This is a genomic window from Marinobacterium sp. BA1, from assembly GCF_041155135.1.
Taxonomy (GTDB): domain Bacteria; phylum Pseudomonadota; class Gammaproteobacteria; order Pseudomonadales; family Balneatricaceae; genus Marinobacterium; species Marinobacterium iners.
This window is the reverse complement of record NZ_BAAFHC010000001.1, coordinates 2,026,456-2,050,813: the sequence shown is the minus strand read 5'-3', so window position 1 is coordinate 2,050,813 and position 24,358 is coordinate 2,026,456. Positions and strand designations below refer to the sequence as shown.

Annotated in this window: 25 protein-coding genes; 16 read left to right on the top strand and 9 right to left on the bottom strand. The window is 56.2% G+C overall.

Features of this window, described 5'->3' with window-relative positions; genetic code table 11:
- The first annotated feature begins 56 nt into the window (after positions 1-56).
- Both ACAM29_RS09925 and ACAM29_RS09920 read left to right on the top strand, forming a co-directional pair.
- Complete coding sequence (locus tag ACAM29_RS09925; RefSeq protein WP_369624017.1) at positions 57-566, top strand: TRAP transporter small permease; 510 nt, start codon at positions 57-59, stop codon at positions 564-566.
- Positions 563-1,822, top strand: coding sequence for a TRAP transporter large permease (locus ACAM29_RS09920; protein WP_369624016.1), 1,260 nt, complete (start codon positions 563-565; stop codon positions 1,820-1,822). The genes ACAM29_RS09925 and ACAM29_RS09920 overlap by 4 nt, the downstream gene beginning before the upstream one ends.
- Before the next feature lie 34 nt (positions 1,823-1,856).
- Here the strand turns inward: ACAM29_RS09920 and ACAM29_RS09915 are convergent, their stop codons facing one another.
- The gene (locus ACAM29_RS09915) at positions 1,857-2,867 is read right to left on the bottom strand and encodes an AraC family transcriptional regulator (RefSeq protein WP_369624015.1); all 1,011 of its coding nucleotides are present in this window, start codon (positions 2,865-2,867) and stop codon (positions 1,857-1,859) included.
- A 213-nt stretch (positions 2,868-3,080) separates the two neighbouring features.
- On the opposite strand from ACAM29_RS09915, the gene ACAM29_RS09910 reads away from it, so the two are divergent.
- The 6 genes from ACAM29_RS09910 to ACAM29_RS09885 all read left to right on the top strand — a co-directional run bounded on the left by ACAM29_RS09910 (position 3,081) and on the right by ACAM29_RS09885 (position 8,629).
- Positions 3,081-4,316 carry a dienelactone hydrolase family protein gene (locus tag ACAM29_RS09910; RefSeq protein ID WP_369624014.1) on the top strand — a complete coding sequence of 412 codons (1,236 nt, stop codon included), beginning with the start codon at positions 3,081-3,083 and terminating at the stop codon, positions 4,314-4,316.
- A 9-nt stretch (positions 4,317-4,325) separates the two neighbouring features.
- On the top strand, positions 4,326-5,114 hold the full coding sequence (locus ACAM29_RS09905; RefSeq protein ID WP_369624013.1) for an SDR family oxidoreductase: 789 nt from the start codon (positions 4,326-4,328) through the stop codon (positions 5,112-5,114).
- Between the two features lie 72 nt (positions 5,115-5,186).
- Positions 5,187-6,431 (top strand): styrene monooxygenase/indole monooxygenase family protein, encoded by a 1,245-nt coding sequence (locus ACAM29_RS09900; protein ID WP_206840211.1) that lies wholly within the window; start codon positions 5,187-5,189, stop codon positions 6,429-6,431.
- Between the two features lies 1 nt (position 6,432).
- On the top strand, positions 6,433-6,975 hold the full coding sequence (locus ACAM29_RS09895) for a flavin reductase family protein (RefSeq protein ID WP_206840213.1): 543 nt from the start codon (positions 6,433-6,435) through the stop codon (positions 6,973-6,975).
- A 63-nt stretch (positions 6,976-7,038) separates the two neighbouring features.
- Positions 7,039-7,938, top strand: a complete 900-nt coding sequence (locus tag ACAM29_RS09890) for a transporter (protein ID WP_369624012.1) — start codon at positions 7,039-7,041, stop codon at positions 7,936-7,938.
- Positions 7,939-8,062: 124 nt separating this feature from the next.
- Entirely contained in the window at positions 8,063-8,629 is a 567-nt protein-coding gene (locus ACAM29_RS09885; RefSeq protein WP_369624011.1) for a PH domain-containing protein, read from the top strand.
- Positions 8,630-8,696: 67 nt separating this feature from the next.
- On the opposite strand, the gene ahpF is transcribed toward ACAM29_RS09885, so the two are convergent.
- Positions 8,697-10,235: an alkyl hydroperoxide reductase subunit F gene (gene ahpF / locus ACAM29_RS09880; protein WP_369624010.1), complete on the bottom strand. Its 1,539-nt coding sequence runs from the start codon at positions 10,233-10,235 to the stop codon at positions 8,697-8,699.
- Positions 10,236-10,361: 126 nt separating this feature from the next.
- Entirely contained in the window at positions 10,362-10,925 is a 564-nt protein-coding gene (gene ahpC / locus ACAM29_RS09875) for an alkyl hydroperoxide reductase subunit C (protein WP_091825206.1), read from the bottom strand.
- Positions 10,926-11,228: 303 nt separating this feature from the next.
- On the opposite strand from ahpC, the gene ACAM29_RS09870 reads away from it, so the two are divergent.
- The gene (locus ACAM29_RS09870; protein WP_091825208.1) at positions 11,229-11,699 is read left to right on the top strand and encodes a Dps family protein; all 471 of its coding nucleotides are present in this window, start codon (positions 11,229-11,231) and stop codon (positions 11,697-11,699) included.
- Here the strand turns inward: ACAM29_RS09870 and phrB are convergent, their stop codons facing one another.
- From phrB to ACAM29_RS09850, 4 genes are read right to left on the bottom strand one after another with little or no spacing between them, the layout of a single operon-like run.
- Entirely contained in the window at positions 11,700-13,079 is a 1,380-nt protein-coding gene (gene phrB, locus ACAM29_RS09865) for a deoxyribodipyrimidine photo-lyase (protein ID WP_369624009.1), read from the bottom strand. It lies immediately after the preceding gene.
- Entirely contained in the window at positions 13,080-14,042 is a 963-nt protein-coding gene (locus tag ACAM29_RS09860; RefSeq protein ID WP_369624008.1) for a YbgA family protein, read from the bottom strand.
- 17 nt (positions 14,043-14,059) lie between these two features.
- A complete protein-coding gene (locus tag ACAM29_RS09855; RefSeq protein WP_369624007.1) occupies positions 14,060-14,710 on the bottom strand; it encodes a ChrR family anti-sigma-E factor in 651 nt (216 codons plus the stop codon).
- Positions 14,707-15,336 carry a sigma-70 family RNA polymerase sigma factor gene (locus ACAM29_RS09850; protein ID WP_206840233.1) on the bottom strand — a complete coding sequence of 210 codons (630 nt, stop codon included), beginning with the start codon at positions 15,334-15,336 and terminating at the stop codon, positions 14,707-14,709. The genes ACAM29_RS09855 and ACAM29_RS09850 overlap by 4 nt, the downstream gene beginning before the upstream one ends.
- Before the next feature lie 127 nt (positions 15,337-15,463).
- Between ACAM29_RS09850 and ACAM29_RS09845 the strand changes: the two genes are divergently transcribed.
- The 5 genes from ACAM29_RS09845 (at position 15,464) to ACAM29_RS09825 (ending at position 20,824) form a co-directional block, all read left to right on the top strand.
- Positions 15,464-16,864 carry an NAD(P)/FAD-dependent oxidoreductase gene (locus ACAM29_RS09845; RefSeq protein WP_369624006.1) on the top strand — a complete coding sequence of 467 codons (1,401 nt, stop codon included), beginning with the start codon at positions 15,464-15,466 and terminating at the stop codon, positions 16,862-16,864.
- Positions 16,861-17,646 (top strand): DUF1365 domain-containing protein, encoded by a 786-nt coding sequence (locus tag ACAM29_RS09840; RefSeq protein WP_091825223.1) that lies wholly within the window; start codon positions 16,861-16,863, stop codon positions 17,644-17,646. The genes ACAM29_RS09845 and ACAM29_RS09840 overlap by 4 nt, the downstream gene beginning before the upstream one ends.
- Positions 17,646-18,893, top strand: a complete 1,248-nt coding sequence (locus tag ACAM29_RS09835; protein WP_369624005.1) for a class I SAM-dependent methyltransferase — start codon at positions 17,646-17,648, stop codon at positions 18,891-18,893. The genes ACAM29_RS09840 and ACAM29_RS09835 overlap by 1 nt, the downstream gene beginning before the upstream one ends.
- A gap of 1 nt (position 18,894) precedes the next feature.
- Positions 18,895-20,199: an MFS transporter gene (locus tag ACAM29_RS09830; protein ID WP_369624004.1), complete on the top strand. Its 1,305-nt coding sequence runs from the start codon at positions 18,895-18,897 to the stop codon at positions 20,197-20,199.
- Positions 20,200-20,266: 67 nt separating this feature from the next.
- Positions 20,267-20,824, top strand: a complete 558-nt coding sequence (locus ACAM29_RS09825; RefSeq protein WP_091825231.1) for a DUF3833 domain-containing protein — start codon at positions 20,267-20,269, stop codon at positions 20,822-20,824.
- A gap of 17 nt (positions 20,825-20,841) precedes the next feature.
- On the opposite strand, the gene pyrC is transcribed toward ACAM29_RS09825, so the two are convergent.
- Entirely contained in the window at positions 20,842-21,879 is a 1,038-nt protein-coding gene (gene pyrC, locus ACAM29_RS09820; protein WP_369624003.1) for a dihydroorotase, read from the bottom strand.
- Positions 21,880-22,011: 132 nt separating this feature from the next.
- On the opposite strand from pyrC, the gene ACAM29_RS09815 reads away from it, so the two are divergent.
- Positions 22,012-22,266: a succinate dehydrogenase assembly factor 2 gene (locus ACAM29_RS09815; protein WP_091825235.1), complete on the top strand. Its 255-nt coding sequence runs from the start codon at positions 22,012-22,014 to the stop codon at positions 22,264-22,266.
- Positions 22,244-22,711 carry a hypothetical protein gene (locus tag ACAM29_RS09810; RefSeq protein WP_369624002.1) on the top strand — a complete coding sequence of 156 codons (468 nt, stop codon included), beginning with the start codon at positions 22,244-22,246 and terminating at the stop codon, positions 22,709-22,711. The genes ACAM29_RS09815 and ACAM29_RS09810 overlap by 23 nt, the downstream gene beginning before the upstream one ends.
- Here the strand turns inward: ACAM29_RS09810 and nadB are convergent.
- Positions 22,665-24,302, bottom strand: a complete 1,638-nt coding sequence (gene nadB, locus ACAM29_RS09805) for an L-aspartate oxidase (protein ID WP_369624001.1) — start codon at positions 24,300-24,302, stop codon at positions 22,665-22,667. The genes ACAM29_RS09810 and nadB overlap by 47 nt on opposite strands.
- Positions 24,303-24,358 lie beyond the last annotated feature (56 nt).

Sequence of the window (24,358 nt, the reverse complement as noted above, 5' to 3'; positions counted from 1 at the left end):
CGGGTGAGGATTCCATTATGTTGAGAACCTTTTCCGAGGCACTGGCCAAAGTTGAAATGGTTGCGGCAGCGGTATTGGCTGGAGCCGTTACCCTTCTCATTTTACTGAACATCGTCAGCCGCTCCCTGGGGATGGCGATCTATTGGGTTGATGAGCTGGCCATCTATGCCATGGTCTGGACCACTTTTCTGGCTACATCCGTTGTGCTTAAAAGACGTCAGGTCATTGCAGTCACCATACTGGTTGACCTGTTGGGCGAACGTAGCCGGGCGTGGATGCAATGCTTTTCCGACTTGATGATCCTGGCTTTTGCCGTGAGTTTGATGGTTTTGTGCTGGCGCTGGCTTGATCCCGCAACCCTGTATGCATTTGATTTTGATATCCGAGCATTTCAGGGTGATACGTTCAATTTTGTATATTCGGAAAAAACAAATACTCTTGGGACACTTAAAATATGGCCCTGGCTGATACTGCCATTTTTTTCGTTCACCCTGACCGTTCATGCATTGAGTAATATGGCAGGAAGCCTGAAGAAAGCTGTTTATTTCAAGAGGGCTTCGGCATGACATTTGTTTTCTTTCTTATACTTCTTTTTTGTGCGGTACCGATTGCACTGGTCTTGGCACTTACCGCGCTTTGGTATATTGCAACCTCTGGCAATACGGTACTGTTCAGTTCCTATCCACAGCAACTCTTCGGTGCCATCGAGAGTTACGGCCTGCTGGCTATTCCCTTGTTCATGTTGGCTGGCGAACTGATGAATGAAGGTGGGCTGACGTCACGCCTGATTAATCTGGCGCGCATCTTCGTCGGTGGCTTCAGAGGCGGGCTTGCCTATATCAATCTGGTCGCCAACATGATGATGGCCGCGATTATGGGGTCTGCGGCGTCACAGATCGCGATCATGTCGCGAGCCATGGTGCCTGCAATGGAGAAAGAAGGTTATTCCGGCTCCTATGCGGCAGCCATCACCGCCGCTGGTGGCTTGCTGTCGCCCATCATTCCGCCCTCCATGCTGTTTGTGCTGTTTGGCGTATTGGCGCAGATCCCGATTGCCGAGATGTTCATCGCAGGTATCGTGCCAGGCTTGTTGATGTCGGGGCTGTTTTTTATCGTCATCGCCGTGATCGGCTTGGTCCAGCAATACCCAGCCGGCCAGTGGCCTGATCGCCGGCAGATGAAAAGTTACCTGCTGATGGGTATTCCGGCCGGCCTCATACCCATGGTGATCATCGGTGGCATTCTGACAGGTCTGGCGACACCCACAGAGTCGGCGGCTCTTGCCTCGCTGGCCGCGTTGTTGATCGGCAAGTATGTCTATAAAGATCTGAAATTTTCCCATCTGCCAGAAATTCTCAAGCGCACCGCTCTGAACTCGGGCATGGTGATCATGCTGATCTCGGCCGCCGGTGTGTTTGGCTGGGTGATTGTGTACGAGCAGATTCCGCAGGCGGCAGCCGCATGGATTGCCCAGCAGACAACCGATCCCTTCGTGTTCATGTTGATGGTCGTGGGTGTACTGATTCTGGTGGGAATGGTGATCGATGGTATCGCGGCCCTGATTCTGGTGGTGCCCATCCTGCTGCCGATCGCACAGCAACAGTTCGATATCAGTGCCTATCAGTTCGGTGTTGTGGTGTGTCTGACACTGGTCATGGGGCTTTTGACACCACCAGTGGGGGCCGGGTTGTTCATTGGGTCGTCAATGACCGGCATCCCGCCGATGAAAATCTTCCGCTCACTTTTGCCGTTCCTGTTGGCAACACTGGTTACCCTGATACTGCTCAGTGCCTTCCCTCAGCTGTCACTGATGCTGCTCTAGTTGATCAAGCAGGGTCGAGGCAAGGCGCGGGCTTTCAGGCCTGCGCCTTGCGCTTGGTTTGGCTGGGCTTTTCGCCAAACAGCAGCTGATATTCCTTGCTGAAGCGCCCCATATGTGAAAACCCCCAGTGTATGGCCGTGTCGGTAACGGTCTGATGGTTATCAGGGTTCTGTAAAGACTCTCGTACTCGCTGGAGTCGAACGTTACGCAGGAACTCCATCGGGCTCATGTGGCGAAAGTCGCGAAATCCGGCATACAGTGTGCGTACGCTTACACCCGCCAGTTCGGCCAGCATGCCGGGGGTAAGCGGGTCCTTGGCATGTGACTCGATGTATTCTTCCACGCGTTTGACATGGCGGGGGGCCAGTGACCGAGCATCCTGGGTGAGCTCCTCCAGGTAGTTACCGGGTTGCTGACTCAACAGCGTGCTGATGACCAGCTCTTCCAGTTGCCGGGATATCAGCGTTTGCTGAAGACAGTCAGGTGCATCTTTTTGCAACTGAATGATGTATTCCAACATGTGCAGCCAGGCAGGCGAGTGCAACCAGTCAAGGTGACAGTCGAATTCTATCGGATGCTTGAGGTTGTGCCCCAGCAAACGGCTGCAGACTTGCTCCAGTTCCAGGCGGCTTATGCGCAGCATCAACTGATCGCATTCGCTGTTGTAGTGCATCTTGAGGCGTTGGGTCGGGTTTAAAACCACGCCCTGCTGGCAGCTCGAGAGTAACGAACAGTCGCCACAGCTGATGTCGGCCTTGCCTGTCAGCGGCATCTGGACCAGGAAAAAGTCGTCAAGGCACTCCGGGTCAACCTCGACCTCTCCACCATACTTAAGCCGATGGAATGAGACATGTCCTACTGAAAACTGGTGCAGTCTGGATTCGAGGGCAGAGGTGTGTCGAACGGGCTTCAAGTTATGTGGCTTGAATGACTGGCCGACCGTGTTTCTCACCTCATCAATATCGCAGGAGTTCAATACCAAGGTTTCAGGCTGATACAGCAAAGCATTCGCCAACATGGGCGGAATGGTTTTTTTGGGTGGCATGGGCTACTTCCCTTCTTATATTTATCTTTCCGCATTTAGAGCTGCGGCTGCTCAGGGTGCGATCATTATAAACAGGTGATGTGCAGGAGGTGGATAAACAATTTTACTTTTCTGCACTATATGGATAGTTGCTGCCGGAAATGGATCGTTTGAAAAGGCTAATTCTAAATAGTATGGGCTCTGAAATATGAAAAATAATAAAAGGAGCCATTTATGGGAATTCAGATTGATATCGACTCAAAAGACGGTTCAGGTGCATTTACCGGTTATCTGTCGGTTCCATCGGCAGGTACGGGGCCGGGCCTGATTCTGTTGCAGGAGATTTTTGGCGTTAACGCTACGATGCGCGAGATCGCGGACTACTATGCCGAGGAGGGATATGTGGTTCTGGTGCCGGATCTGTTCTGGCGTCAAGAGGCGAATGTAGAGCTTGGTTACGATCCTGACTCATGGCAGAAGGCGTTCGGGCTCTTTCAAGGCTTCGATCAGGACAAGGGTGTTGAAGACATTGATGCCGCTTTGAGTGTCCTGCGTTCACGTGAAGAGTGCACAGGTGGCGTGGGTGTGCTGGGCTTTTGCCTGGGTGCCCGCATGGCGTATCTGACGGCCTGCCGCTGTGACGTGGATGCGGCCATCGGCTACTACGGCATGGGGATGGAGAACCACCTGGATGAAGCGGATAACATTAAGGGACGCCTGCTGCTGCATTTTGCCGAGAATGATGAGTACTGTCCGGCCTCCGCACGCAACGATATTTTTGCGGCTCTGGAGTCGCGCGAAAATGTTGAGCTGTATCTCTATCCTGGGGTTGATCATGCCTTTGCGCGTCCGGGCTCTGAGCATTATCACAAACCTTCGGCCCTGATTGCTCATGAGCGCTCAGTGGCCGTGCTGCGCCGTGCCATCGGTCCGCATTACAACCTGTCTCACCTCTGGGACAAGCACTGTGAGTACGAATTCGATACCCGCAACGTCGACGATACCATGGCAACCATGGTGGCAGAGCCCTACGTTAACCACATTCCGACGCTGACCGGAGGGGTGGGTTACAAGGACCTGTACCGTTTCTACAAACATCACTTCGTCAATTCCAATCCGGACGATACCAAGCTGATTCCGATTTCCCGAACGATAGGGGATACCCAAATCGTGGATGAGCTGCTGTTTTGTTTTACCCATGATCGTGAAATCGACTGGCTGGTGCCCGGTATCGAACCGACCGGCAAGTATGTCGAAGTTCCTTTTGTTGCAGTGGTCAAGTTCCGTGGCGACAAGCTTTACCACGAGCATATCTACTGGGATCAGGCGACGGTACTGGTCCAGCTGGGTGTGCTTGACCCCGAAGGGTTGCCGGTGGCGGGTCGTGAAACGGCTGCCAAGTTGCTGGACGAGACTCTGCCATCCAACGAACTGATGCCAACCTGGCCCAGCAGCGCTGGAAAGGAGTGAGGACGGGTCATGAGTGAGTTCAATAACCGCACGGCGTTAATTACAGGCGGGGCCACCTTGATTGGTGCGGCTTTGGCCGAAGCCTTTGTTCGCGATGGAGCCAATGTGGCGATTCTGGATATCGACGCACATGCCGGGGCGAGTCTGGCGGATCGGCTGGGCCCTGCGGCTCTGTTTATCAAAACCGACATTACGGACGACAGTCAGCTTGAAGCCGCTGTTCGGCAGACAGCAGAGCATTTCGGTGGGCTACATTATCTGATCAACCTGGCGTGCAGTTACCTCGATGAGGGTGCCGACTCCAACCGGGAGGACTGGCTCAAGGCGCTGGATATCAATGTGGTCAGTGCTGTCATGGCCGCACGGGCAGTGCGTCCCTGGTTGAGCAAGTCAAAAGGCGGCTGCATCGTCAACTTTACCAGCATTTCGGCTCAGGCCGCTCAGACCGGCCGCTGGATTTACCCCGCCAGCAAAGCGGCGCTCAAACATTTGACCCGCAGCATGGCGCTGGATTTCGCCGCGGATGGCATTCGGGTTAATTCGGTTTCGCCGGGCTGGACCTGGTCTCGTGTAATCGAAGAAGTCAGTGGTGGTGATCGAGCCAAGGCCGACCGAGTGGCAGCTCCTTTCCACATGTTGGGGCGTTTGGGTGGTCCTGATGAGGTGGCGGAGGTGGTGCTTTTCCTTTGCTCGCCACGGGCAAGTTTCGTAACCGGTGCGGACTACGCCGTTGATGGCGGTTACTCCTCACTGGGACCGGAACAGCAGGAACCGGCCATTCCCAAACTAGCGGAATAACCGTCCAGCTTTAACTCAACAACGGGTCGAGTCACTCGGCCCGCAGCATAACAATAAGACCGGAGTCTCTCCATGACACGCAAAATCGCAATCGTAGGTGCGGGCCAGTCTGGCCTGCAAACTGGCATCGGCCTGCTCAAGGCCGGCTATGACGTGACCATTCTTTCCAACCGTACCGGCGAGCAGATTCGCAGTGGTAAGGTAATGTCCAGTCAGTGCATGTTCGACCAGGCACTGCAGACCGAGCGAGATCTGGGCTTGAATTTCTGGGAGCATGACTGCCCACCGGTGGAAGGAATAGGGGTGTCAGTCCCCAACCCTGACAAGGCAGGCGACAGATTGATCGACTGGTCTGCCCGACTGGACAATAAGGCTCAATCGGTGGATCAGCGCCTGAAAATGCCGGTATGGATGGACGAATTTGAACGGCTGGGTGGTAAGTTGCAGATCTGTGACGTGGGCATTGCAGAGCTGGAAGAGTTGGCGGCCGCCTATGAGTTGGTGCTGGTAGCTGCTGGCAAGGGCGAAATTGTGCGCATGTTTGAACGTGATGAACAGCGCTCCCGTTTTGATAAACCGCAGCGCGCACTGGCGCTGACCTACGTTCACGGCATGACCCCCAAAGAACCTTACTCTCGTGTTGCCTTCAATCTGATACCGGGAGTGGGAGAATACTTTGTCTTTCCAGCTCTCACGTTGAGCGGTCCTTGTGAAATTATGGTTTTTGAGGGAATTCCGGGCGGCCCCATGGACTGCTGGGGCGATGTCACGACGCCGCAGGAGCACCTGCAGCGCAGCCTTGAAATCATCCGTACCTATGCGCCCTGGGAAGCCGAACGCTGCCATAACGTTGAGCTGACGGATGAGGGTGGTGTGCTGGCCGGACGTTTCGCACCAACGGTCCGCAAGCCAGTGGCAACTCTGCCGTCAGGTCGCAAGGTGATGGGTATTGCCGATGCGCTGGTGGTCAACGATCCAATCACCGGCCAAGGCTCCAATAATGGCGCAAAGTGCAGCCGGGTGTACCTCGAAGCGATACTGTCTCATGGTGACCAGCCGTTCACTGAGGAATGGATGCAGCAGACCTTTGAAACTTACTGGGCGTATGCATCCCAGGTGGTCGAGTGGACCAATGCTTTCCTTCTGCCCCCGCCGCCGCACATTCTGGAATTGTTGGGAGCTGCCCAACAGTCACCATCGCTGGCAGCGCGTCTTGCCAACGGTTTCGACAACCCTCCCGACTACATGCCTTGGTGGCTGGATGCCGACGCGTGCGAGAGCCTGATCAACACCCATATGCAACAGGGAGCCGCCTGAGATGACAACAATGAACACTGCCAATGCGGCCATCGAAGTGAGCGCGCCCGCCGCCGCTACGCTCGCACCTTCAATCGATCCGCGAACACTGCGTGATGCGCTTGGGCTGTTTGCAACCGGGGTAACAGTGGTAACGGCCCCGGGAAGCGATGGTCAGCCGATCGGGATAACGGCGAACTCTTTCTCTTCACTGTCTCTTGAGCCGCCGCTGGTGCTTTGGAGTCTGGCGCTGCGGTCGCCAAACTGCGGAGCCTTTGAAGAGGGGCGGCCATTTGCAGTTAATGTTCTGCAGCGAGAACAGGAAGCGCTTGCATTGCAGTTTGCACGACCGGTTGAAGACAAGTTCCGGGACGTGGAATACCGGCTTAACCGTCATCGAGTGCCGTTGCTTGACGGTGCTCAGGCGCAGTTGGAATGTACGGTGGAGTTTACGCGCGTGCTGGGGGATCACCTGTTGATTGTTGGGCGTGTTGAGGCCCTGACGACCTTGCCGAGCGAGCCCTTGCTGTTTTACAGGGGGGCCTTCGTACAGCTGGCAAATTGACACCAGGGGTGCCGCCATCTGTGCGCGGCGCCTTGATAACAATAACAACACAGGATTCCGTGCATGATGAATGTATCAAGTAAACAGGGGTTGGCAGCCGCCATTGCGCTGGCATTGATGTTGGCGGCAGAGGCTCGGGCAACAGAGGGCGGCGGCTCCAACTATCCGATGGGGGCCGAGAACTATCTGATGGGGGCCTTGCCTCCGCCTGGCGTATACCCACTGATCTATGCCAATCGCTATGCTGCTGACGATTTGATGGATGATTCCGGCGATACCTTGCCGATCGACTTCCGCTTGCGTGCCAATGTGGTCGCGCCACGTCTGGTTTGGGTCACTGACAAGACCATTCTGGGTGGTCAGCTGTTCCATGCAGCCCTGCTGCCGCTGGTGGATCTGGATGTCTCGGTAAATGGTATGGCTGACAGTAACCAGGGTATTGGCGACCTCGACCTGACCGCGTTTGCTCTGGCGTATCATCACAGCCCCAACTTTCACTCTGTGGTCGGTATGGATATCTTCGTCCCGACAGGCGAATACGATGCCGGTGAAATGGCCAACATCGGTCGCAATTACTGGGGTATACAGGCAGCCTATGCGGCATCCTGGGTCAACCCCAGAGGCTGGAATGCCGACATCAAACTGATGTATGACTACAACTTCGAAAACGACGATACTGACTACCATTCAGGTCAGGAGCTTCATTTTGATTACTCGCTTGGCTACGGCGTTAGTCCCAATTGGGTCGTGGGTGTGGGTGGCTATGGTTACAAACAGACCACTCCGGACAAGGTGAACGGAGTCGACATCGGCAATGAGGGGCAGGCTTTCGCCATTGGTCCATCTATCAAGTATGACAACGGTCAGGGTTTCTTCCTGTCATTGAAGTACCAGAAAGAATTTGCCGTTGAGAACCGTCCAGAAGGTAATGCCTTCTGGATCAAGACCATCATCCCCTTCTGATCGGTCTTGCCGGTCCTGATCTCAGGGCCGGCACTTTTCAGATGCCATTCTTCCGTTGTCATCCGGCTGCAGATCGATATTGATAAAATCTCGGTTACAATGCGCACTGAACAAGGATGCTGGAATGGATGGCCCTATGCTCCCCAATGAAAAATCACTGCTTAATATTCGTCGTTCCCCGTTGGCTCTGCTGCGGGGGATGCTGGATCTTACAATTGCGCTACTCCTGCTGTGGGGCATGTTCAAGGCACAGGAAAGGGTGCCATTCTGGGATAGCTGGTGGCTGGTCGAGCAGTACCGAGCCCTGGCTACCCGTTTTCTGTGGGAAGGCGCGGGCATACCGGCCAGCTGGATAGCGGCAGCCTTCGGTTTGTTGGCGTTCCTGGTTGGTCTGGGCGCGCTGCGTCAGGTGATACGTGAAGCCAGTCGGCGTTACTCAGTAACCAGCCTGAGGGTCTTGAGCCGTCGTGGCTTGATCGGTCGAGCGACTGATGAACTGTACCTGCTCAGTGTGGATGGTGTGTCGCTGCATCAAAGCGCACTGGGGCGTCTATTGGGGCATGCGGACCTGATTATCGCGGGTCGAGGTAATAATCAGTTGAAATTTACCTTTGTACGTTCGCCGGACGAGGTGAGGGAGAAGATCGATAGAATCGTGTTGGCGCGGCGAACCAAGCAGCCACAGGACTGAGATCGGCAGCGACCTGCTGAAGAGGGTGGCGGTGCGGCAGTGCCATGCACTGCCACCCAAGGGCAGGTCAGTTGCGAATCAGATAATCAAAGGCGCCGAGTGCAGCCGTCGAGCCTGATCCCATGGCGATAATGATCTGCTTGTACGGCGTCGCGGTCACATCACCGGCCGCGAACACACCCGGCATGGAGGTGGCGCCGTGGCTGTCGATGACGATCTCGCCGCGCTCGGTCAGCTCCAGGCTGTTTTTCAGCCACTCGCTGTTCGGCACCAGACCGATCTGGACGAAGATACCGGCCACATCCACCACATGAGACTCATCGGTCTTGCGGTCCTTGTATTTCAGGCCGATCACCTTGTTGCCGTCACCCAGAACCTCGGTGGTCATCGCCTGCTTGATAATCTTGATGTTGGGCAGAGACTCTGCCTTTTTCACCAGCACGCTGTCGGCGCGCAGGGTGTCGGAGAATTCCAGTACGGTTACGTCCTTGACGATGCCGGCCAGGTCGATCGCCGCTTCGATGCCGGAGTTGCCGCCACCGATCACCGCCACGCTTTTGCCCTTGAACAGCGGGCCGTCGCAGTGCGGACAGTAGGCCACGCCCTTGCCGCGGTATTCCTGCTCGCCCGGTACGTTCATTTCACGCCAGCGAGCGCCGGTGGCCAGAATCACGCTGCGGCTTTTAAGGGTCGCACCGCTGGCAAGTTCCACCTCGATCAGCTCGCCTTTCTTCAATTTTGCCGCTGACTGCTCGGTGATCACCTCGACTTCATATTCCTTGACGTGCTGTTCCAGGCTGGCGACCAATTTCGGGCCTTCGGTGTAGGGCACGGAGATGAAGTTCTCGATACCGACGGTATCCATTACCTGGCCACCGAAGCGCTCGGCGACCACACCGGTGCGGATGCCCTTGCGTGCGGCGTAGATCGCTGCCGAGGCACCGGCCGGGCCACCGCCGACGATCAACACTTCGTAAGGCTCGCGCTCGTTCAGCTCAGCCGCTTTCTTCTCGGCGGCGCCAGTATCCAGCTTGTTGACGATCTCGGCCAGCGTCATGCGGCCCTGACCGAAGTGTTCGCCGTTCAGGTAGACGGACGGCACGGCCATGATCTGACGTTCTTCAACTTCTTTCTGGAACAGGGCACCGTCGATCATGGTGTGGGTGATGTTCGGGTTCAGCACCGCCATCAGGTTCAATGCCTGTACCACGTCCGGGCAGTTCTGGCATGACAGCGAGATGTAGGTCTCGAAGTGGAACTCACCTTTCAGGTTGCGGATCTGTTCCTGCAGCGCAGCATCGGCCTTGGACGGATGACCGCCGGCCTGCAGCAGCGCGAGTACCAGCGAGGTGAACTCGTGGCCCATGGGGATGCCGGCGAAGTTGACCCGCGGTGTCTGACCGACAGGGCCGACGGCGAGACTTGGAGCGCGTGCGCCCTCAACCTGTCTGAGGGTGATTTTTTCATTAAGCTCAGCGATTTCCTGTGCCAGGTCGCTGAGTTCTCGTGATTTGGGGCTGTCATTACTCGACACGCTCATCTCAATCGGGGCCACAATATTTTGCAGGTAGGTGTTCAATTGCTGTTTCAGATTGGCATCCAACATATACGTATCCCTGTGTTTGTGAGGTCGTGTCAGATAAGCATGTATAACGAAAAGGATTTTGCAAAGCGGGGGGGAGAGGAAGACCCGCCGGTCAGTGCAAACCGGCGGGGGGACAGCAGGCTGATCTTAGATTTTGCCAACCAGGTCCAGAGACGGTGCCAGAGTGGCTTCGCCTTCTTTCCACTTCGCCGGGCATACTTCACCCGGGTGAGAAGCTACGTACTGAGCGGCTTTAACCTTGCGCAGCAGGTCGTCAGCGTCACGGCCGATGCCTTCGGCAGTGATTTCAACAGCCTGGATCACACCCTGCGGGTCGATCAGGAAGGTAGCACGGTCAGCCAGACCCATGCCTTCACGCATTACACCAAAGTTGTTGGTGATGGTGCCGGTCTGGTCGCCAACCATGTAGTACTGGATCTTGCCGATGGTTTCAGACGTGTCGTGCCAAGCTTTGTGAGTAAAGTGAGTGTCAGTAGACACAGAGAACACTTCCACGCCCAGCTTCTGCAGTTCTTCGTATTTATCAGCTACGTCACCCAGCTCGGTCGGGCAAACGAAAGTGAAGTCAGCCGGGTAGAAGAAGAATACGGCCCACTTGCCTTTAACATCAGCTTCGGTGATTTCAACGAACTCACCCGCTTTGAATGCAGTTGCCTTGAACGGTTTGATTTCGGTATTGACGATACCCATGTGTGTATTTCTCCTTGGCTCGATTGAGTGGATCGTTTTGAAGTCGAAGACAATACTAGAGCAGAATTGCAGTCTAATGAAATTGATAGCCGCTAATTGGTTGATAAATTTTATCTATCAGCAACTGTGCTGCAAAACAGCTCACATCAGTTTATGCTGATTCCATGAAATGGCAATAACTGCCGGATTTCGCCCTTGAGCATGAGAAAAGAATCTTGCCCAAGGGGTTGAAACCCGAGCAGACTGCCCTGAAGAATTGAATACGGACTGATTTTTTACGCCAAGCCAAGTAAGGAGGCGAACATGCAAACCAACCGTATTGGACTGGACAGCGACAAATCGAAGCAGCTGGCTGAAAGACTCAACACACTGTTGGCCAACTACCAAATCTTCTACATGAATGTACGTGGGTACCACTGGAATGTGCGTGGCCCCGAATTTTTCGAACTGCACGTCAAGTTTGAGGAGCAGTACAACGACCTGCTGCTGAAAGTGGACGAGATCGCCGAACGTGTTCTGACACTGGGTCATCGACCGATGCATGCGTTCAGCGACTACCTGGAAAACAGCGAAGTCAAGGAAGCCAAGAATGTAACCGAAGGCAAGCTTTGTGTGCAGGGCCTGTTGCAGGGTTACAAGCAGCTGATCAGCATGCAGCGTGAAGTCATGGAGCTGGCTCAGGACGCTCAGGACGAAGGAACTGCTACCCTGATGAGTGACTACATCACTCAGCAGGAGAAGACAGTGTGGATGTTCAGCGCCTGGATGGGCTGATCATCCGTTGTAATCATCAAGCGCGGCCTGACGGGCGCGCTTGTAGTCTACGACCGGAGCAGGGCGACCCAGATGTTGTCCCGCTCCGGGCTTGTGTCGCTCCTTGGTCGGCAATTTGCCCAGCTGCGGCAGCCAATGTGCAATAAACTCCCCTTTGGGATCAAACTTCTCGCTCTGCAGTTGTGGATTGAAAATGCGGAAGTAGGGTGCGGCATCTGCCCCGACTGACGCACTCCAGGCCCACCCCCCCAAATTGGAAGCGAAATCCCCATCAATCAGCTTTGACATGAAGAACGCTTCACCCCGGCGCCAGTCGATACGGAGCAGCTTGGTCAGGAAGCTGGCAACAATCATGCGCAAGCGATTGTGCATCCACCCGGTGGCCAGTAACTGTTTCATGGCAGCGTCAACAATGGGATATCCGGTTTCCCCTGCCTTCCAGGCCTCGAAGGCCTTCTCGTTTTCAAGCCAGCTGATGCGTGTTTCCACTTCGGGTCGAAACGGCTCAAGTCGACTTTGGCCAGGGAAAGCCACCAGCAGGTGGCGGTAGAATTCGCGCCAGATCAACTCATTCAGCCAAGTGCTTTCCAGCCAGCTGTCATCGCCTCGTGCCTGTTGCAGCGCCGCCAGACACTGGCGAGCGGACAGTGCTCCGATTGTCAGAGCGGGGGACAGGCTTGATGTTCCCTTGATGGCTGGGAAGTCACGTTTTTCGGCGTAACAGGGCTCTTGCGATTCCACAAATTCCTGCAACTGCTCCAATAGAGCCCCCTGATCAACGGGCCAGCGCAAGCGGTCATAGGCATCGGAGTCGGCCCGAGCGTGTGCGGTTGTTGAGGCTTGATCTGATACAGGAACGGCTGTGGGGGCGGGCAGTGGGGCATGGTCGACCTGCAGCAGATGACGTCGCCAGGCGCGGCTGAAAGGGGTGAATACCTTGAAGGGGCCTCCGTTGCCGGTCAGTACACTGCCCGGTGGCAGAATCAGATCGCCATGATAGCCCCAGGCCTCAATTGCAGCCGATTGAAGAGCGTCGCACACGCTTCGGTCGCGAGTCTGCTCGTTGAGCGGGTATTCGTAGTTGAAATGCAGATGGCTTGCCTGCAGCGAACGCGCCAGCTCAACAATGGCCGCAGGGCAGTCACTGAACCGCTGCAACGAGAGCCGGAGCAGCGGAATGTTAAGGGCTTCAAGTTCGGTCTGCAGCCAGTTGAGTCGATCTTGCCAGAAAGCAATACGGGCCGAGGATTCATGGTGTGCTTCCCACTGTTGTGGGGTCAGGCAGACCAGTGCCGTAACCGGCTCACCTCGGCTGCAGGCAGCATGCAGTGCCGGGTGGTCCTGCAGGCGCAGGTCGTTGCGAAACCATACGAGTTGCATTCAGATGTAGTTCCTAAGCCCCAGCTCGTGCGGGTGCGGGTTCAGGTAGGTCTGTGAGCGAATGTAATCAGAGCCGAAGCGCTTGACGTAGTGCTTGAGCAGGGCCAATGGCACAACCAGATGAACATGCTCCTGACGGTACTGCTCGATGGCATCCAGCAACTCCTGCTTGCACTCGCTGTCTATCTCTTTCTTGAGATAACCGAGTATGTGCATCAGTACATTGGTGTGTGTCTTGCGTGTGGCCTTGTGACTCATGTGATGCATGAAGCGACTGATGTAATGCTGCATCACTTCTGGCAGCGGTTGCTGATGCGCATCGGCCAGATAACGACCCAGCTCACGGTAGCCTTCATAGTGATGTGCCATGAGCAGATACTTCTGCCGGCTGTGGAACTGAATGATGGCGTGATAGGAAGGGTCAGGTTCGATACTGGTTTTCCAGTCATCGTAGGCGAATACGCGTGCAATAAAGTTTTCTCGCAACACGGCATCGTTCATCCGAGCCTCTTCTTCAAGAGGCAGCTCTGGATTGGTCTGCCGTAACGCACGCACAAACAACCCCTGATCGGCGGTATTTGGCATGCCGTTGGGGTGATAGACCTTGACCCGCTCCATACCGCAGCTGGGGGAACCTTTCATCAGAATAAAACCGCGCAGGTCTCTGTTTTGACAGGCAAACTCGGTGCCGACCGCTAACAGATCGTCAGTGGCATCCAGACTCGGATCATTGGTGCCCAATGCGCGAGGCAATTCATCGGGCAGGCCAACCAGGCGTATCGGTTCACGGGGGATGCCAAGACCTGCCGCTACTTCAGGGCAGAAGGTCTTGAACTCGAAACAGTCCTGCAACACATCCAGACAGTAGCGGGATTGTTTGTGACCACCGTTGTAGCGCACTTTCTGACCGGTCAGGCAGGCACTGATGCCGACCGGAATTTTGCCTGCTGTCTGATCCGACATGAACACTCCAAGTTTGTTTACAGACCGATAAAGGGCTGTACCAGCCGCCCAACCAGTCCGCTGAACTTGAGCGGGGCATCGGTGGCGATCAGGCAGATACACTCTTCATCGGTATCGACCAGTGGCTGGTGGCTCACTTCACCATCAAGGTCGGCCACATCACCCTGACAGAAACGCCCCAGCTCATCATTATAGGAGCCTTTCAGGATCAGCGTCAGTTCATTGCCGCCGTGAGTGTGGTGCGGTACCGAAACCCCTGGTGAAATACGCAGCAGGCGTGCGGCACCGGGACCATCCAGGTGCAGGTCCAGCTGCTTTACACCGTATCCGATCCGTTTCCAGGGCAACTCATCCAGCGGCTTGTCGAGCAGTTGTGCCAAAGGTGCCGGCAGCTCCGGGTTGGCGTAGGCTTCCGGCACCGAAGTGCAGAGTTCGTGTTCCGGTTCATCAAGCCGTGCCAGCAGCTGCTCAAAGGCATCAGTTTGCAGGTGGCTTGGTGGCAGTTGTTCCAGCAGTGCTCCGCCAACCGCATCGGTGGCGTGCATCCGTTCACGACAGTGCGGGCACCAGTGCAGATGACAGGCAACCAGAAGTGCCATGCCCTGTGGCAAGGTACCAGCGGAGTACGCCATCAGGGTTGCGTCGTCAAAATGATGGCTGATTTTCACTCTTCTTCCCCCCAGTGGGCCTTGAGCTTACTGAATGCGAGTCTCAATCGTGACTTTACACTGCCCAGCGGTATACCCAGCTGGTCAGCGATCTCGGAATGGCTCTTGCCCTCGTAATAGGATAAATGCAGCACCTGAGCCTGATTTTCGGGCAGCGTTTCGATTGCAGCCCGCATGCGATCTTCCAGTACCCCGTGCTCGTTCATATCACGCTCATCAGGATCCGGTTCTTCTTCAGGCAGCTCGTACAATGGCATTTTGTCGCGCCGCATCCGGTCGATGCTTTGGTTTCGCGCCAGGGTGAATATCCAGGTACTGGCACTGGCCTTGGCTCGATTGAACAGGTGCGCCTTGCGCCAGACCAGCAGCATTGCTTCCTGGGTGATCTCTTCAGCACTGGCTTCAGGCATCCCCAAACGCAAGATGTAGGATTTGACCCGAGGGGCGAAGTGAGAGAACAAGCGAGCAAATTCAGACTTGTCTCGACTTTCGGCCAGTGCGGTCAGACAGGCACTCCAGTCGTCACGCACTTGCTTTCTCCTTTCCTCTGAGTCGCGCGCTCTGAGAGCGGCAGAATCAACAGCGGCAGCGTTCACATCGCCTCCTTCAGGCTGGTCTATCTGCATTTGCTCTCCATACGCATGAGTGGCCGTGGGTGGATCAGGCTGGATACTGATATTTCTGTTGTTGATACAGTATTGGCTTCACAATGTCGATGATCCAGCCATATCAGGGACGCGTAAGAGGCAGTAGATGCATATTTTTGAAAAGGCCCCACGCATGAACGTTAAAGTGATCAGACCGTTGAAGATTGCCGTCATTGGCTCAGGGATCTCCGGGCTGTCCGCGGCTTGGCTGCTCAACCGGCAGCATGATGTCACTCTGTTCGAGAAAGATGATCGCCCCGGTGGTCACTCCAATACCGTCACTGTCGCGACTGAGGAAGGGGACCTGGCGGTCGATACTGGCTTTATCGTATATAACCCAGTCAACTACCCCAACCTGGTCGAGTTTTTTCGTACTCTCGGTGTACCCAGCATGAAAACTGACATGTCATTTGGCGTGTCAATCAACTCGGGTGCGCTGGAGTACAGTGGCTGCGGGCTGGCAGGGGTGTTCGCACAGAAACGCAATCTGTTGCGTCCCGGTTACTGGAAAATGCTGGCCGATCTCATGCGTTTCTATCGCGAAGCTTCGGACTTGATTGATGATCCGGAGGTGCAGCCACAGACTCTTGGCGAAATGTTGAACAGCCGCGGCTACGGTCGAGCCTTTATTTATCAACACCTGATTCCCATGGGCGCGGCGATCTGGTCTACCCCTGCCGATCAGATGCTGGACTACCCTGCGGTTACCTTTCTTCGTTTCTGTCAGAATCACGGTCTGGTACAGCTCAAGGATCGACCCCAGTGGCGTACGGTAGCCGGGGGAAGTCGCGAGTATGTACAGCGGGTCTGTGATGAACTCAAGGGTGGAGTGCGCCTGAATAGCCGCATTCACCGCATTCATCGCCGTGGAGGTCAGGCGGTGGTCGAATTCATGCATGGCGAGAGTGAATCCTTTGATCATGTAGTGCTCGCCTGCCATGCCGATCAGGCACTGGCGCTGCTGGCTGATCCCAGCCCGGATGAGAAACGCCTGTTGAGTTGCTTTCCCTACCAGCGCAACCGTGCACTGCTGCATACCGATGCCGCGCTGATGCCCCGGCGCGAGGCCGCCTGGGCCAGCTGGAACTATCTTACCGACAGTCACAGTCCTGACAGTTTGCCAAGGGCAATATCGGTCACCTACTGGATGAATCGCCTGCAGCACCTGCCGCAACAGCATCCAGTGTTCGTGACCCTGAATCCGGTTGCAGAGCCCGCCGAAGGGAAGATTTTGCGCAGTTTTCTGTATGACCATCCTGTGTTCAATTTGGATTCGATTGCAGCTCAGAAGGAGTTGTGGTCACTGCAGGGCAAGCAGAACACCTGGTTTTGCGGCGCCTACTTTGGTTATGGCTTTCATGAGGATGGGTTGCAGTCCGGTTTGGCTGTAGCTGAGCAGCTCGGTGGCACAAAACGCCCCTGGACGCTGGATGATCCCAACAGCCGCATTCATGTGCAGGCGCCCGAAAAGCCACGCGTTGTCTGGTTGCATGGAGCCGTGGCATGACACAGTCCTGCCTCTACGCCGGCCAGGTGATGCACCACCGGATGAAGCCGAAGAAGCATCGCTTCATCTACCGTGTTACCTCAATGTTGATCGATCTGGATGAACTGGATCAGCTTGGCCGCACACTCAAGTGGTTTTCCCGTAACCGTTTCAACCTGTTCTCATTCCATGATCGTGATCACGGTGATGGCAGTGATCAACCGCTGGTTGAGCAGGTCAGGTCCATTCTGAGTGCAAGTGGCATCAATATCGGTCAAGGCTCGATTCGTCTGCTGTGCTACCCGCGACTGCTGGGCTATGTGTTCAATCCCTTGAGCGTGTTCTACTGCCATGACGAGTCCGGCCAGTTGCGTGCGATCCTGTACGAGGTGAGCAACACGTTCAATCAGAAACACAATTACCTGATCCCGGTAGACCATGCGGCGTCGGATCAGATTCGTCAGTCCTGTGACAAGGATTTCTACGTGTCTCCGTTCATCAGTATGGCAACCCGCTATCACTTTCGCATGCAGCCGCCCGGCAGCCGGATTGCGGTATGCATACGTCAAACCGACAGCGAGAGTGCCGTACTGCACGCGACCTTCACCGGGCAGCGCCGCGAACTGAGTGATCAGGCTCTGCTGAGAACCTTTTTCAGCCACCCGTTGATGACGCTTAAGGTGATTGCCGGCATTCACTGGGAGGCGCTGCTGATCTGGCGAAAGAAGGTTCCTTTGCAGCCGCGCCCGACACCGCCGGCACATCGCACCACACTGGTCAGTCAGACAGGGGAACACCACTGATGAAACATTCACCTACACCCAGTCTCAGTACACAGGATTCCCTCTCTCGTACCGGTTGGTTGAATCGCTGGTGCCTGCAGACCCTGCTGGATCATCTGCCTCGGATCGAGTTCGGCACTCTGGATCTACAGTTGCCGTCGGGTCAGCTGCTGCAGTTTGGTCAGGCCCGAGAAGGTGAGCCGCGTGCAGAAATCCGCCTGCATCATTACCGTGCCCTGCGACGCCTACTGCGTGGTGGCGCTATAGGCTGGGCCGAGGGGTACATGGAGGGTGACTGGGACAGCCCGGATCTTGAGTCGCTGCTGCGCTGGGCGCTGGGTAATGAAAGTGCGATGCAGAACCTGATTCGAGGCAATCCGTTGCTGCGCATGTTCAACCGCCTGCGTCATCTGCGCCGTGCCAATACCCGCAAGGGCAGTCGACGCAATATTGCCTATCACTATGACCTGGGCAACGACTTCTATCGGCTTTGGCTGGATCGCAGCATGACCTATTCCGCAGCCCTGTATGAAGATGTGGATGCGCAGGGGCAGGAAGCACTGTACCGGGCACAGCTTGCAAAATATCGGCGCATCGCTGAGATGCTAGAGCTGCAACCCGGACAGCGGGTGCTTGAGATCGGTTGCGGCTGGGGTGGTTTTGCCGAATTGGCGGCGCAAGAATACGGCGCCGAAGTGCACGGGATTACCCTGTCCACCGAGCAGCTGATCTATGCCCGTGAGCGGATCGAGAAGGCCGGGCTGAATGAGCAGTGCCGCTTTACCCTGACCGATTATCGCGATGTGGATGAAACCTACGATCATATTGTCTCGATCGAAATGTTCGAGGCGGTGGGTGAAGAGCACTGGCCGGTCTACTTCAACCAGCTCAAGCGTTGCCTCAGACCCGGTGGTCGGGCAGTACTGCAGATCATCAGTATTGAAGATCAGCGCTTTGAGCGCTATCGCAACAGTGCCGAGTTTATTCAAACCTATATCTTCCCAGGAGGCATGTTGCCAGGCCCTGGACGGTTGCGAGCCGAGATTGCCGCCGGGGGGTTGCAGCTGCAGCATGAACATACCTTTGCGCTGGGCTACGCTCGTACCCTGCGGGAGTGGCACCACAGCTTTATTGAACAGTGGCCCAGGGTTCAGGCGCAGGGGTTTGATGAGCGCTTCCGTCGCATGTGGGTCTACTATCTGGCCTACTGCGAGGCAGGCTTTCGCCACGGCAGCATCGATGTGGGCCTCTATCAGCTGAGTCACTGAGATGAAAGCCGTCAGGCTTGGTCGCCAACAGCTGTTCAACTATGCCCTGCCGGCACTGCCGCTGGCGGTTCCAACGGTCGGTCTCTATGTTCTGTTGCCAACCTGGTATGTGGAGCAGGGCGGTCTGGCGCTTTGGCTGGTCGGGCTCATTCTGATGCTGGCCCGGGTCAGCGATCTGATCTCTGACCCGCTGATCGGCTATTGGCTGGATCGAGGTAGCCCGGTGCGCTATCGACAGTTCATACTGGCTGGAGCGGTTCTGTGTCTGCCGGGGCTGGCGCTGCTTGTGCTGCCGCCTGCAGGCCATGCAGCGCTTTCTCTGCTGCTGGGATCAACACTGCTCTATCTGGGCTGGACTCTGGTGCAGGTGCCTTACTTGAGCTGGCTGGCGGCTCTTAGCCCCGAATCGTATCAGCGGGCTCGCGCTGCCAGCCTGCGTGAGGGCTTTGGTTTGATCGGTCTGTTGCTGTCGGCGGTTCTGCCGGCGGCCGGTTTAATGCTTGCGCTCAGCACACAACAAGTCCTTTGGTTGATTGCCGGCTTTACGCTCTTGCCCGGTGCCTGGGCGCTGTGGCGTCTTTTGCATTGTCTAGAATTGCCGGCGCAGGAGATGTCGAACTGCTCCGGTGCCGACTGGAAAAGCCTCTGGCGCAACCGTCCCGCTCGAATACTTCTGCAAAGCTGGTTCTGGAATGGTATTGCCAACGGGGTGCCGGCGGTTCTGTTTCCGCTCTATGTTACGCGCACTCTGGCGGGCAGTGAGGCTGACCGAGGCTTGCTGATTCTGGTGTATTTCGGTGCAGCGGTGCTGTCGTTGCCACTGTGGCTGGGTCTCAGTCGCTTGTTCGACAAGGCCGACCTGTGGCGCGGTGCCATGCTGTTTGCCATCTGTGCCTTCCTGCCTGCAAGCTGGCTGGGTGCCGGCGATCTGTACTGGTTCATGCTGGTTTGTGTCCTGACAGGACTGGCGCTGGGAGCCGATTTGGCGCTGCCCCATGCGCTACAGGCCGAGGTCTGTGACTGGGACCGTTTCCGGTATCGGCGTCAGCGCAGAGGGCTGCTGTTTGCGTGCTGGAACGGCGCCAACAAACTGGCATTGGCACTGGCCGCCCTGATCGGGTTTGGTCTGCTCAATCTGGCTGATGGATTTGTACCCGAATACTCGGATGAGCTGTTGGCGATTTTGTATGCCGGCATTCCCTGTGTGATGAAATTGATAGCTATCTGGCGATTGCGACACTACCCGCTGAGAACACGACTGCATGCCCGACTGATGCAGCGCATTCAGCTGTCATTGCCGAAATGATCTGTACATCATTACTGCACGTAATCCAGTACATGTCGTATCGGAGTGCGACACAAAGGAGACCGCCATGCGGATATTCGCTTTTCTGCTCGTGTTGACCACTGTTTTGATAACCGGATGTTCACCCATGAATACTGACCGATTAAGCCAGCAGGGACCTACCCTCAAGATCGAAGAGTTCTTCGATGGCAAGGTGTACGCTTGGGGCATTTTTGAAGACCGTTTTGGCAACCTGAGACGCCAGTTTCAGGTAGAGATTGATGGTGACTGGAATGGGCAGCGGCTGGTGCTGGACGAGAAGTTTCTGTACAGCGATGGTGAGCGCGACACCCGAGTCTGGACCATTGTGCCCAAAGGCGAGGGTGAGTACGAAGGCCGTGCAGGGGATATTATCGGGACGGCTCAGGGCTACAGTGAGGGCAATCGCCTCAACTGGCGCTATCGGATGGAGCTGAAAGTGGGTGATGGCAGCTGGAAGGTCAGTTTCGATGACTGGATGTATCTGCAGCCCGGTAACGTGCTCGTTAACCGGGCCGGTGTGAACAAGTGGGGTGTTCAACTTGGAGTGGTTACCCTGTTTTTCATGCGCTCCGAGCAGCTGAAGGAAGCACCTTTCGCCCTCTGATTGTTCGGGTTTGAAACTTAACGTTCCAGTTTCCAGCGCAGGGTTTCGCCGGCGCGCAGTGGCACGATGGTCTCCTGGCCGAACGGCATCTCGGCGGGGGCCTGCCATGGCTGTTTCACAAGTGTGATGCTGTCAGTGTTGCGTGGCAAACCGTAGAAGTCTGCCCCGTAGTGGCTGGCAAACCCTTCGAGCTTGTTGAGTACGCCCAGGTCTTCGAATATTTCGGCATAGAGCTCAATGGCTGCATAGGCGCTGTAGCAGCCGGCGCAGCCGCAGGCGTTTTCCTTGGCGCCCCTGGCGTGAGGTGCCGAGTCGGTGCCGAGGAAAAACTTGTGGCTGCCGCTGACAACCGCGTCCTGAAGGGCCTGTTGGTGCACGTTGCGCTTAAGGATCGGCAGACAAAACAGGTGAGGGCGGATACCGCCTACCAGCATATGGTTGCGGTTATAGGCCAAGTGTTGAACGGTAATGGTCGCACCCACGTTATCGCCGTGGGCGTTCACAAATTCTGCAGCGTCACGGGTGGTGATATGTTCAACCACCAGTTTCATGGCCGGATGGCGACCTGCCAAAGGTGTCAGGATCTCGTCCAGAAACTGCTTTTCACGGTCGAAGATATCCACATGGTTGTGGGTGACTTCGCCATGTACCAGCAATGGCATGCCGGCTTCGGCCAGCGCAGCGCAGATATCGTCCAGCTTGCCCAGATCTGTCACGCCTGAATCCGAGTTGGTTGTGGCACCGGCAGGGTAGAGCTTGACTGCGGCAACTCGTCTGCTGGCCTTGGCCTCGGCAATCATTTCCGGGCTTGTGTTGTCAGTCAGATACAGGGTCATCAAGGGATTGAAGCCGCTGCCCTCGGGGGCCTGAGCCAGAATGCGTTCACGGTATGCCAGTGCCTGCGCAGCATCGGTTACCGGTGGACGCAGATTGGGCATTACAATGGCACGTCCCATCTGATGAGCGGTGGCGGGCACAACATGCTGCAGCACCTCACCATCACGCAGATGCAGGTGCCAGTCATCGGGACGGGTAATTGTCAGGCGTTCAGTCATGGGGTTATCCGGTGGCTGGTGAAAAAGCGTCAGTATACCGGAATGAGTACCTGTTTCGCACCGCAAGTGGAGCTGCAACGCGTTTCGATGTTTAATAGCGGCATGTTACATGCCGACAGGGTTGGTGGATCAATGTTTACAGAAGATGATGTACGCCGGTTGACCTGGCAATGCCGCCGGGGAATGCTGGAGTTGGATGTGCTGTTTGTACCATTCATGCAGGAGGCGTTCAGAGATCTGGCGTTTGAAGATCAGCAGCGTTTTGTCAAGCTGCTGGATTGCGAGGACCAGGATCTGTTTGTCTGGTTCATGCAGCGAGAGGAGCCTCAGGATGAGGACTTGAAACGTATCATAAGGATCATGCTTGAACGGGTTCAGCCGGCTTGAATTACAGCTGAAGCAGGGTATCAGGCTGCGCGTGCTCTGTCTGGTCCTGTTAGGTGCAGCAGAGTCGGCGGTATGGCTGATGTTGCCGGATTTGGGCCTGCGGCTTCTGTCCATGCTGATACTGTTGGTTGTCATGCCACTGTTGTGTTGGCCATTGCTGTATCCGCATGCGGTCGATGCGGTAGATCAGCTTATCTGGGAGCCAGATCTGGGTTCCATGCAGCTTTTGACTCTATCAGGTGGCTGGTGCCAGGTGGAACGGCTTTACTTCAGCTGCTCTGTGCCGGGGCTGATTCAGGTGCTCAAGTTGCAACGTGCGGATCGGGCGCGGCCAACCTGGCTGATCATCACACCGGAGCAGGTCAGCCGCACGGATGTGCGGCGTCTGCATGTCGTGCTCAGATGGGCGCCTCCACTCGGGTCGCATCAGGCCACTGAAAGTTAGCCGGAGCGAGTACAGTGTCACTGCGCTCTGCTGCGGGTGCAGGGTAGTCCAGTGTATAGTGCAGACCTCGACTCTCCTTGCGGCTGATGGCGCTGCGGATGATCAGCTCGGCAACAGTGGCCAGGTTGCGCAGTTCAATCAGATCCGAGCTGACTCGGTAGTTGCTGTAGTACTCGCTGATCTCCTGCAGCAGCAGCTCGATCCGGTGCTGTGCTCTTGCCAGGCGTTTGTTTGTTCGTACGATGCCTACATAATCCCACATGAAACGGCGCAGCTCATCCCAGTTGTGCGAGATGATGACATCCTCATCCGAATCGGTGACCAGTGACTCATCCCAACCCGGAATCTCGGGGCGCTCTGCCTGGGCTGTTGTTGTATCCTGTGAAATTGCGCGTGCAGCCGCTCGACCAGAGACTATGCATTCCAGCAGTGAGTTGGATGCCAGTCGGTTGGCACCGTGCAGGCCCGTGAAAGCGGTTTCGCCGATGGCGTAGAGTCCTGCCAGATCGGTCTTGCCATCTGCTCCCGTGACGATACCGCCGCAGGTATAGTGGGCCGCCGGCACCACCGGAATCGGATCACGGGTGATATCGATCCCCAGTTCCAGGCAACGTTGGTGGATGGTGGGGAAATGTTCGCGAATGAAGTCGGCTGGCCGGTGGCTGATATCCAGATAAACACAATCGCAGCCAAGGCGCTTCATTTCGTGGTCGATGGCGCGGGCCACAATGTCGCGGGGTGCCAGTTCGGCACGCTCATCAAAATGGTGCATGAAACGAGAACCGTCCGGCAGCAGCAGTTTACCGCCTTCGCCACGCACCGCTTCGCTGATCAGAAACGACTTGGCCTGGGGGTGATACAGGCAGGTGGGGTGAAACTGGTTGAACTCCATATTGGCGATGCGGCAGCCTGCACGCCAGGCCATGGCGATGCCATCGCCGGTAGAGCCGTCACTGTTGCTGGTATAGAGATAGGCCTTGGCGGCTCCGCCGGTTGCCAGTACCACCTGTGGCGCCCGAAAGGCGCGGATATGTCCGCTGCGGATATCCAGTACATAGGCTCCGATACAGCGGTTGTGCGGCAGCTTCAGTTTGCGCCGCGTAATCAGATCAATCGCAACGTGGCGGTCCAGCAGGGTGATGTTGGCCGCCTTCTGCGCCCGTGCCAGCAAGGTTTCATGGACGGCGCGACCGGTGGCGTCGGTGGCGTGGATAATGCGACGATGGGAGTGACCCCCTTCCTTGGTGAGATGGTAGTGGTCGCCCTCGCGGGTGAAAGGCACCCCCTGATCGATCAGCCAGCGGATGCTTTCCGGGCCTTCTTCCACCATCCGAGCAACTGCATCTGGGCGGCTAAGATCGGCACCGGCGGTCAACGTATCGCGAATGTGCTCTTCAAGGCTGTCGCCCTCTTCCAGCACAGCGGCGATGCCGCCCTGGGCCAGCCAGGTAGAGCCGCTCTCGAAACTGCCCTTGCTGAGCAGGGCAATCTCCAGGTGCTCCGGCAACTGCAGTGCCAGCGTCAGGCCTGCAGCACCACTGCCGATGATCAATACATCGAAGTCCCGAGGGGGGCTCTGTGTTGTACTCATATTCAGATTCCGTACCTGTAGGGCAAACTATTATGCGGTCTTGTACAGACAAGTGT

Excerpts from the sequence above, each read along its gene's own strand:
- ACAM29_RS09925 (WP_369624017.1), top strand. The coding sequence starts at position 57 with ATGGTTGCGGCAGCGGTATTGGCTGGAGCCGTTACCCTTCTCATTTTA.
- ACAM29_RS09920 (WP_369624016.1), top strand. The coding sequence starts at position 563 with ATGACATTTGTTTTCTTTCTTATACTTCTTTTTTGTGCGGTACCGATT.
- ACAM29_RS09915 (WP_369624015.1), bottom strand. The coding sequence starts at position 2,867 with ATGCCACCCAAAAAAACCATTCCGCCCATGTTGGCGAATGCTTTGCTG.
- ACAM29_RS09910 (WP_369624014.1), top strand. The coding sequence starts at position 3,081 with ATGGGAATTCAGATTGATATCGACTCAAAAGACGGTTCAGGTGCATTT.
- ACAM29_RS09905 (WP_369624013.1), top strand. The coding sequence starts at position 4,326 with ATGAGTGAGTTCAATAACCGCACGGCGTTAATTACAGGCGGGGCCACC.
- ACAM29_RS09900 (WP_206840211.1), top strand. The coding sequence starts at position 5,187 with ATGACACGCAAAATCGCAATCGTAGGTGCGGGCCAGTCTGGCCTGCAA.
- ACAM29_RS09895 (WP_206840213.1), top strand. The coding sequence starts at position 6,433 with ATGACAACAATGAACACTGCCAATGCGGCCATCGAAGTGAGCGCGCCC.
- ACAM29_RS09890 (WP_369624012.1), top strand. The coding sequence starts at position 7,039 with ATGATGAATGTATCAAGTAAACAGGGGTTGGCAGCCGCCATTGCGCTG.
- ACAM29_RS09885 (WP_369624011.1), top strand. The coding sequence starts at position 8,063 with ATGGATGGCCCTATGCTCCCCAATGAAAAATCACTGCTTAATATTCGT.
- ahpF (WP_369624010.1), bottom strand. The coding sequence starts at position 10,235 with ATGTTGGATGCCAATCTGAAACAGCAATTGAACACCTACCTGCAAAAT.
- ahpC (WP_091825206.1), bottom strand. The coding sequence starts at position 10,925 with ATGGGTATCGTCAATACCGAAATCAAACCGTTCAAGGCAACTGCATTC.
- ACAM29_RS09870 (WP_091825208.1), top strand. The coding sequence starts at position 11,229 with ATGCAAACCAACCGTATTGGACTGGACAGCGACAAATCGAAGCAGCTG.
- phrB (WP_369624009.1), bottom strand. The coding sequence starts at position 13,079 with ATGCAACTCGTATGGTTTCGCAACGACCTGCGCCTGCAGGACCACCCG.
- ACAM29_RS09860 (WP_369624008.1), bottom strand. The coding sequence starts at position 14,042 with ATGTCGGATCAGACAGCAGGCAAAATTCCGGTCGGCATCAGTGCCTGC.
- ACAM29_RS09850 (WP_206840233.1), bottom strand. The coding sequence starts at position 15,336 with ATGCAGATAGACCAGCCTGAAGGAGGCGATGTGAACGCTGCCGCTGTT.
- ACAM29_RS09845 (WP_369624006.1), top strand. The coding sequence starts at position 15,464 with ATGCATATTTTTGAAAAGGCCCCACGCATGAACGTTAAAGTGATCAGA.
- ACAM29_RS09840 (WP_091825223.1), top strand. The coding sequence starts at position 16,861 with ATGACACAGTCCTGCCTCTACGCCGGCCAGGTGATGCACCACCGGATG.
- ACAM29_RS09835 (WP_369624005.1), top strand. The coding sequence starts at position 17,646 with ATGAAACATTCACCTACACCCAGTCTCAGTACACAGGATTCCCTCTCT.
- ACAM29_RS09830 (WP_369624004.1), top strand. The coding sequence starts at position 18,895 with ATGAAAGCCGTCAGGCTTGGTCGCCAACAGCTGTTCAACTATGCCCTG.
- ACAM29_RS09825 (WP_091825231.1), top strand. The coding sequence starts at position 20,267 with ATGCGGATATTCGCTTTTCTGCTCGTGTTGACCACTGTTTTGATAACC.
- pyrC (WP_369624003.1), bottom strand. The coding sequence starts at position 21,879 with ATGACTGAACGCCTGACAATTACCCGTCCCGATGACTGGCACCTGCAT.
- ACAM29_RS09815 (WP_091825235.1), top strand. The coding sequence starts at position 22,012 with ATGTTTACAGAAGATGATGTACGCCGGTTGACCTGGCAATGCCGCCGG.
- nadB (WP_369624001.1), bottom strand. The coding sequence starts at position 24,302 with ATGAGTACAACACAGAGCCCCCCTCGGGACTTCGATGTATTGATCATC.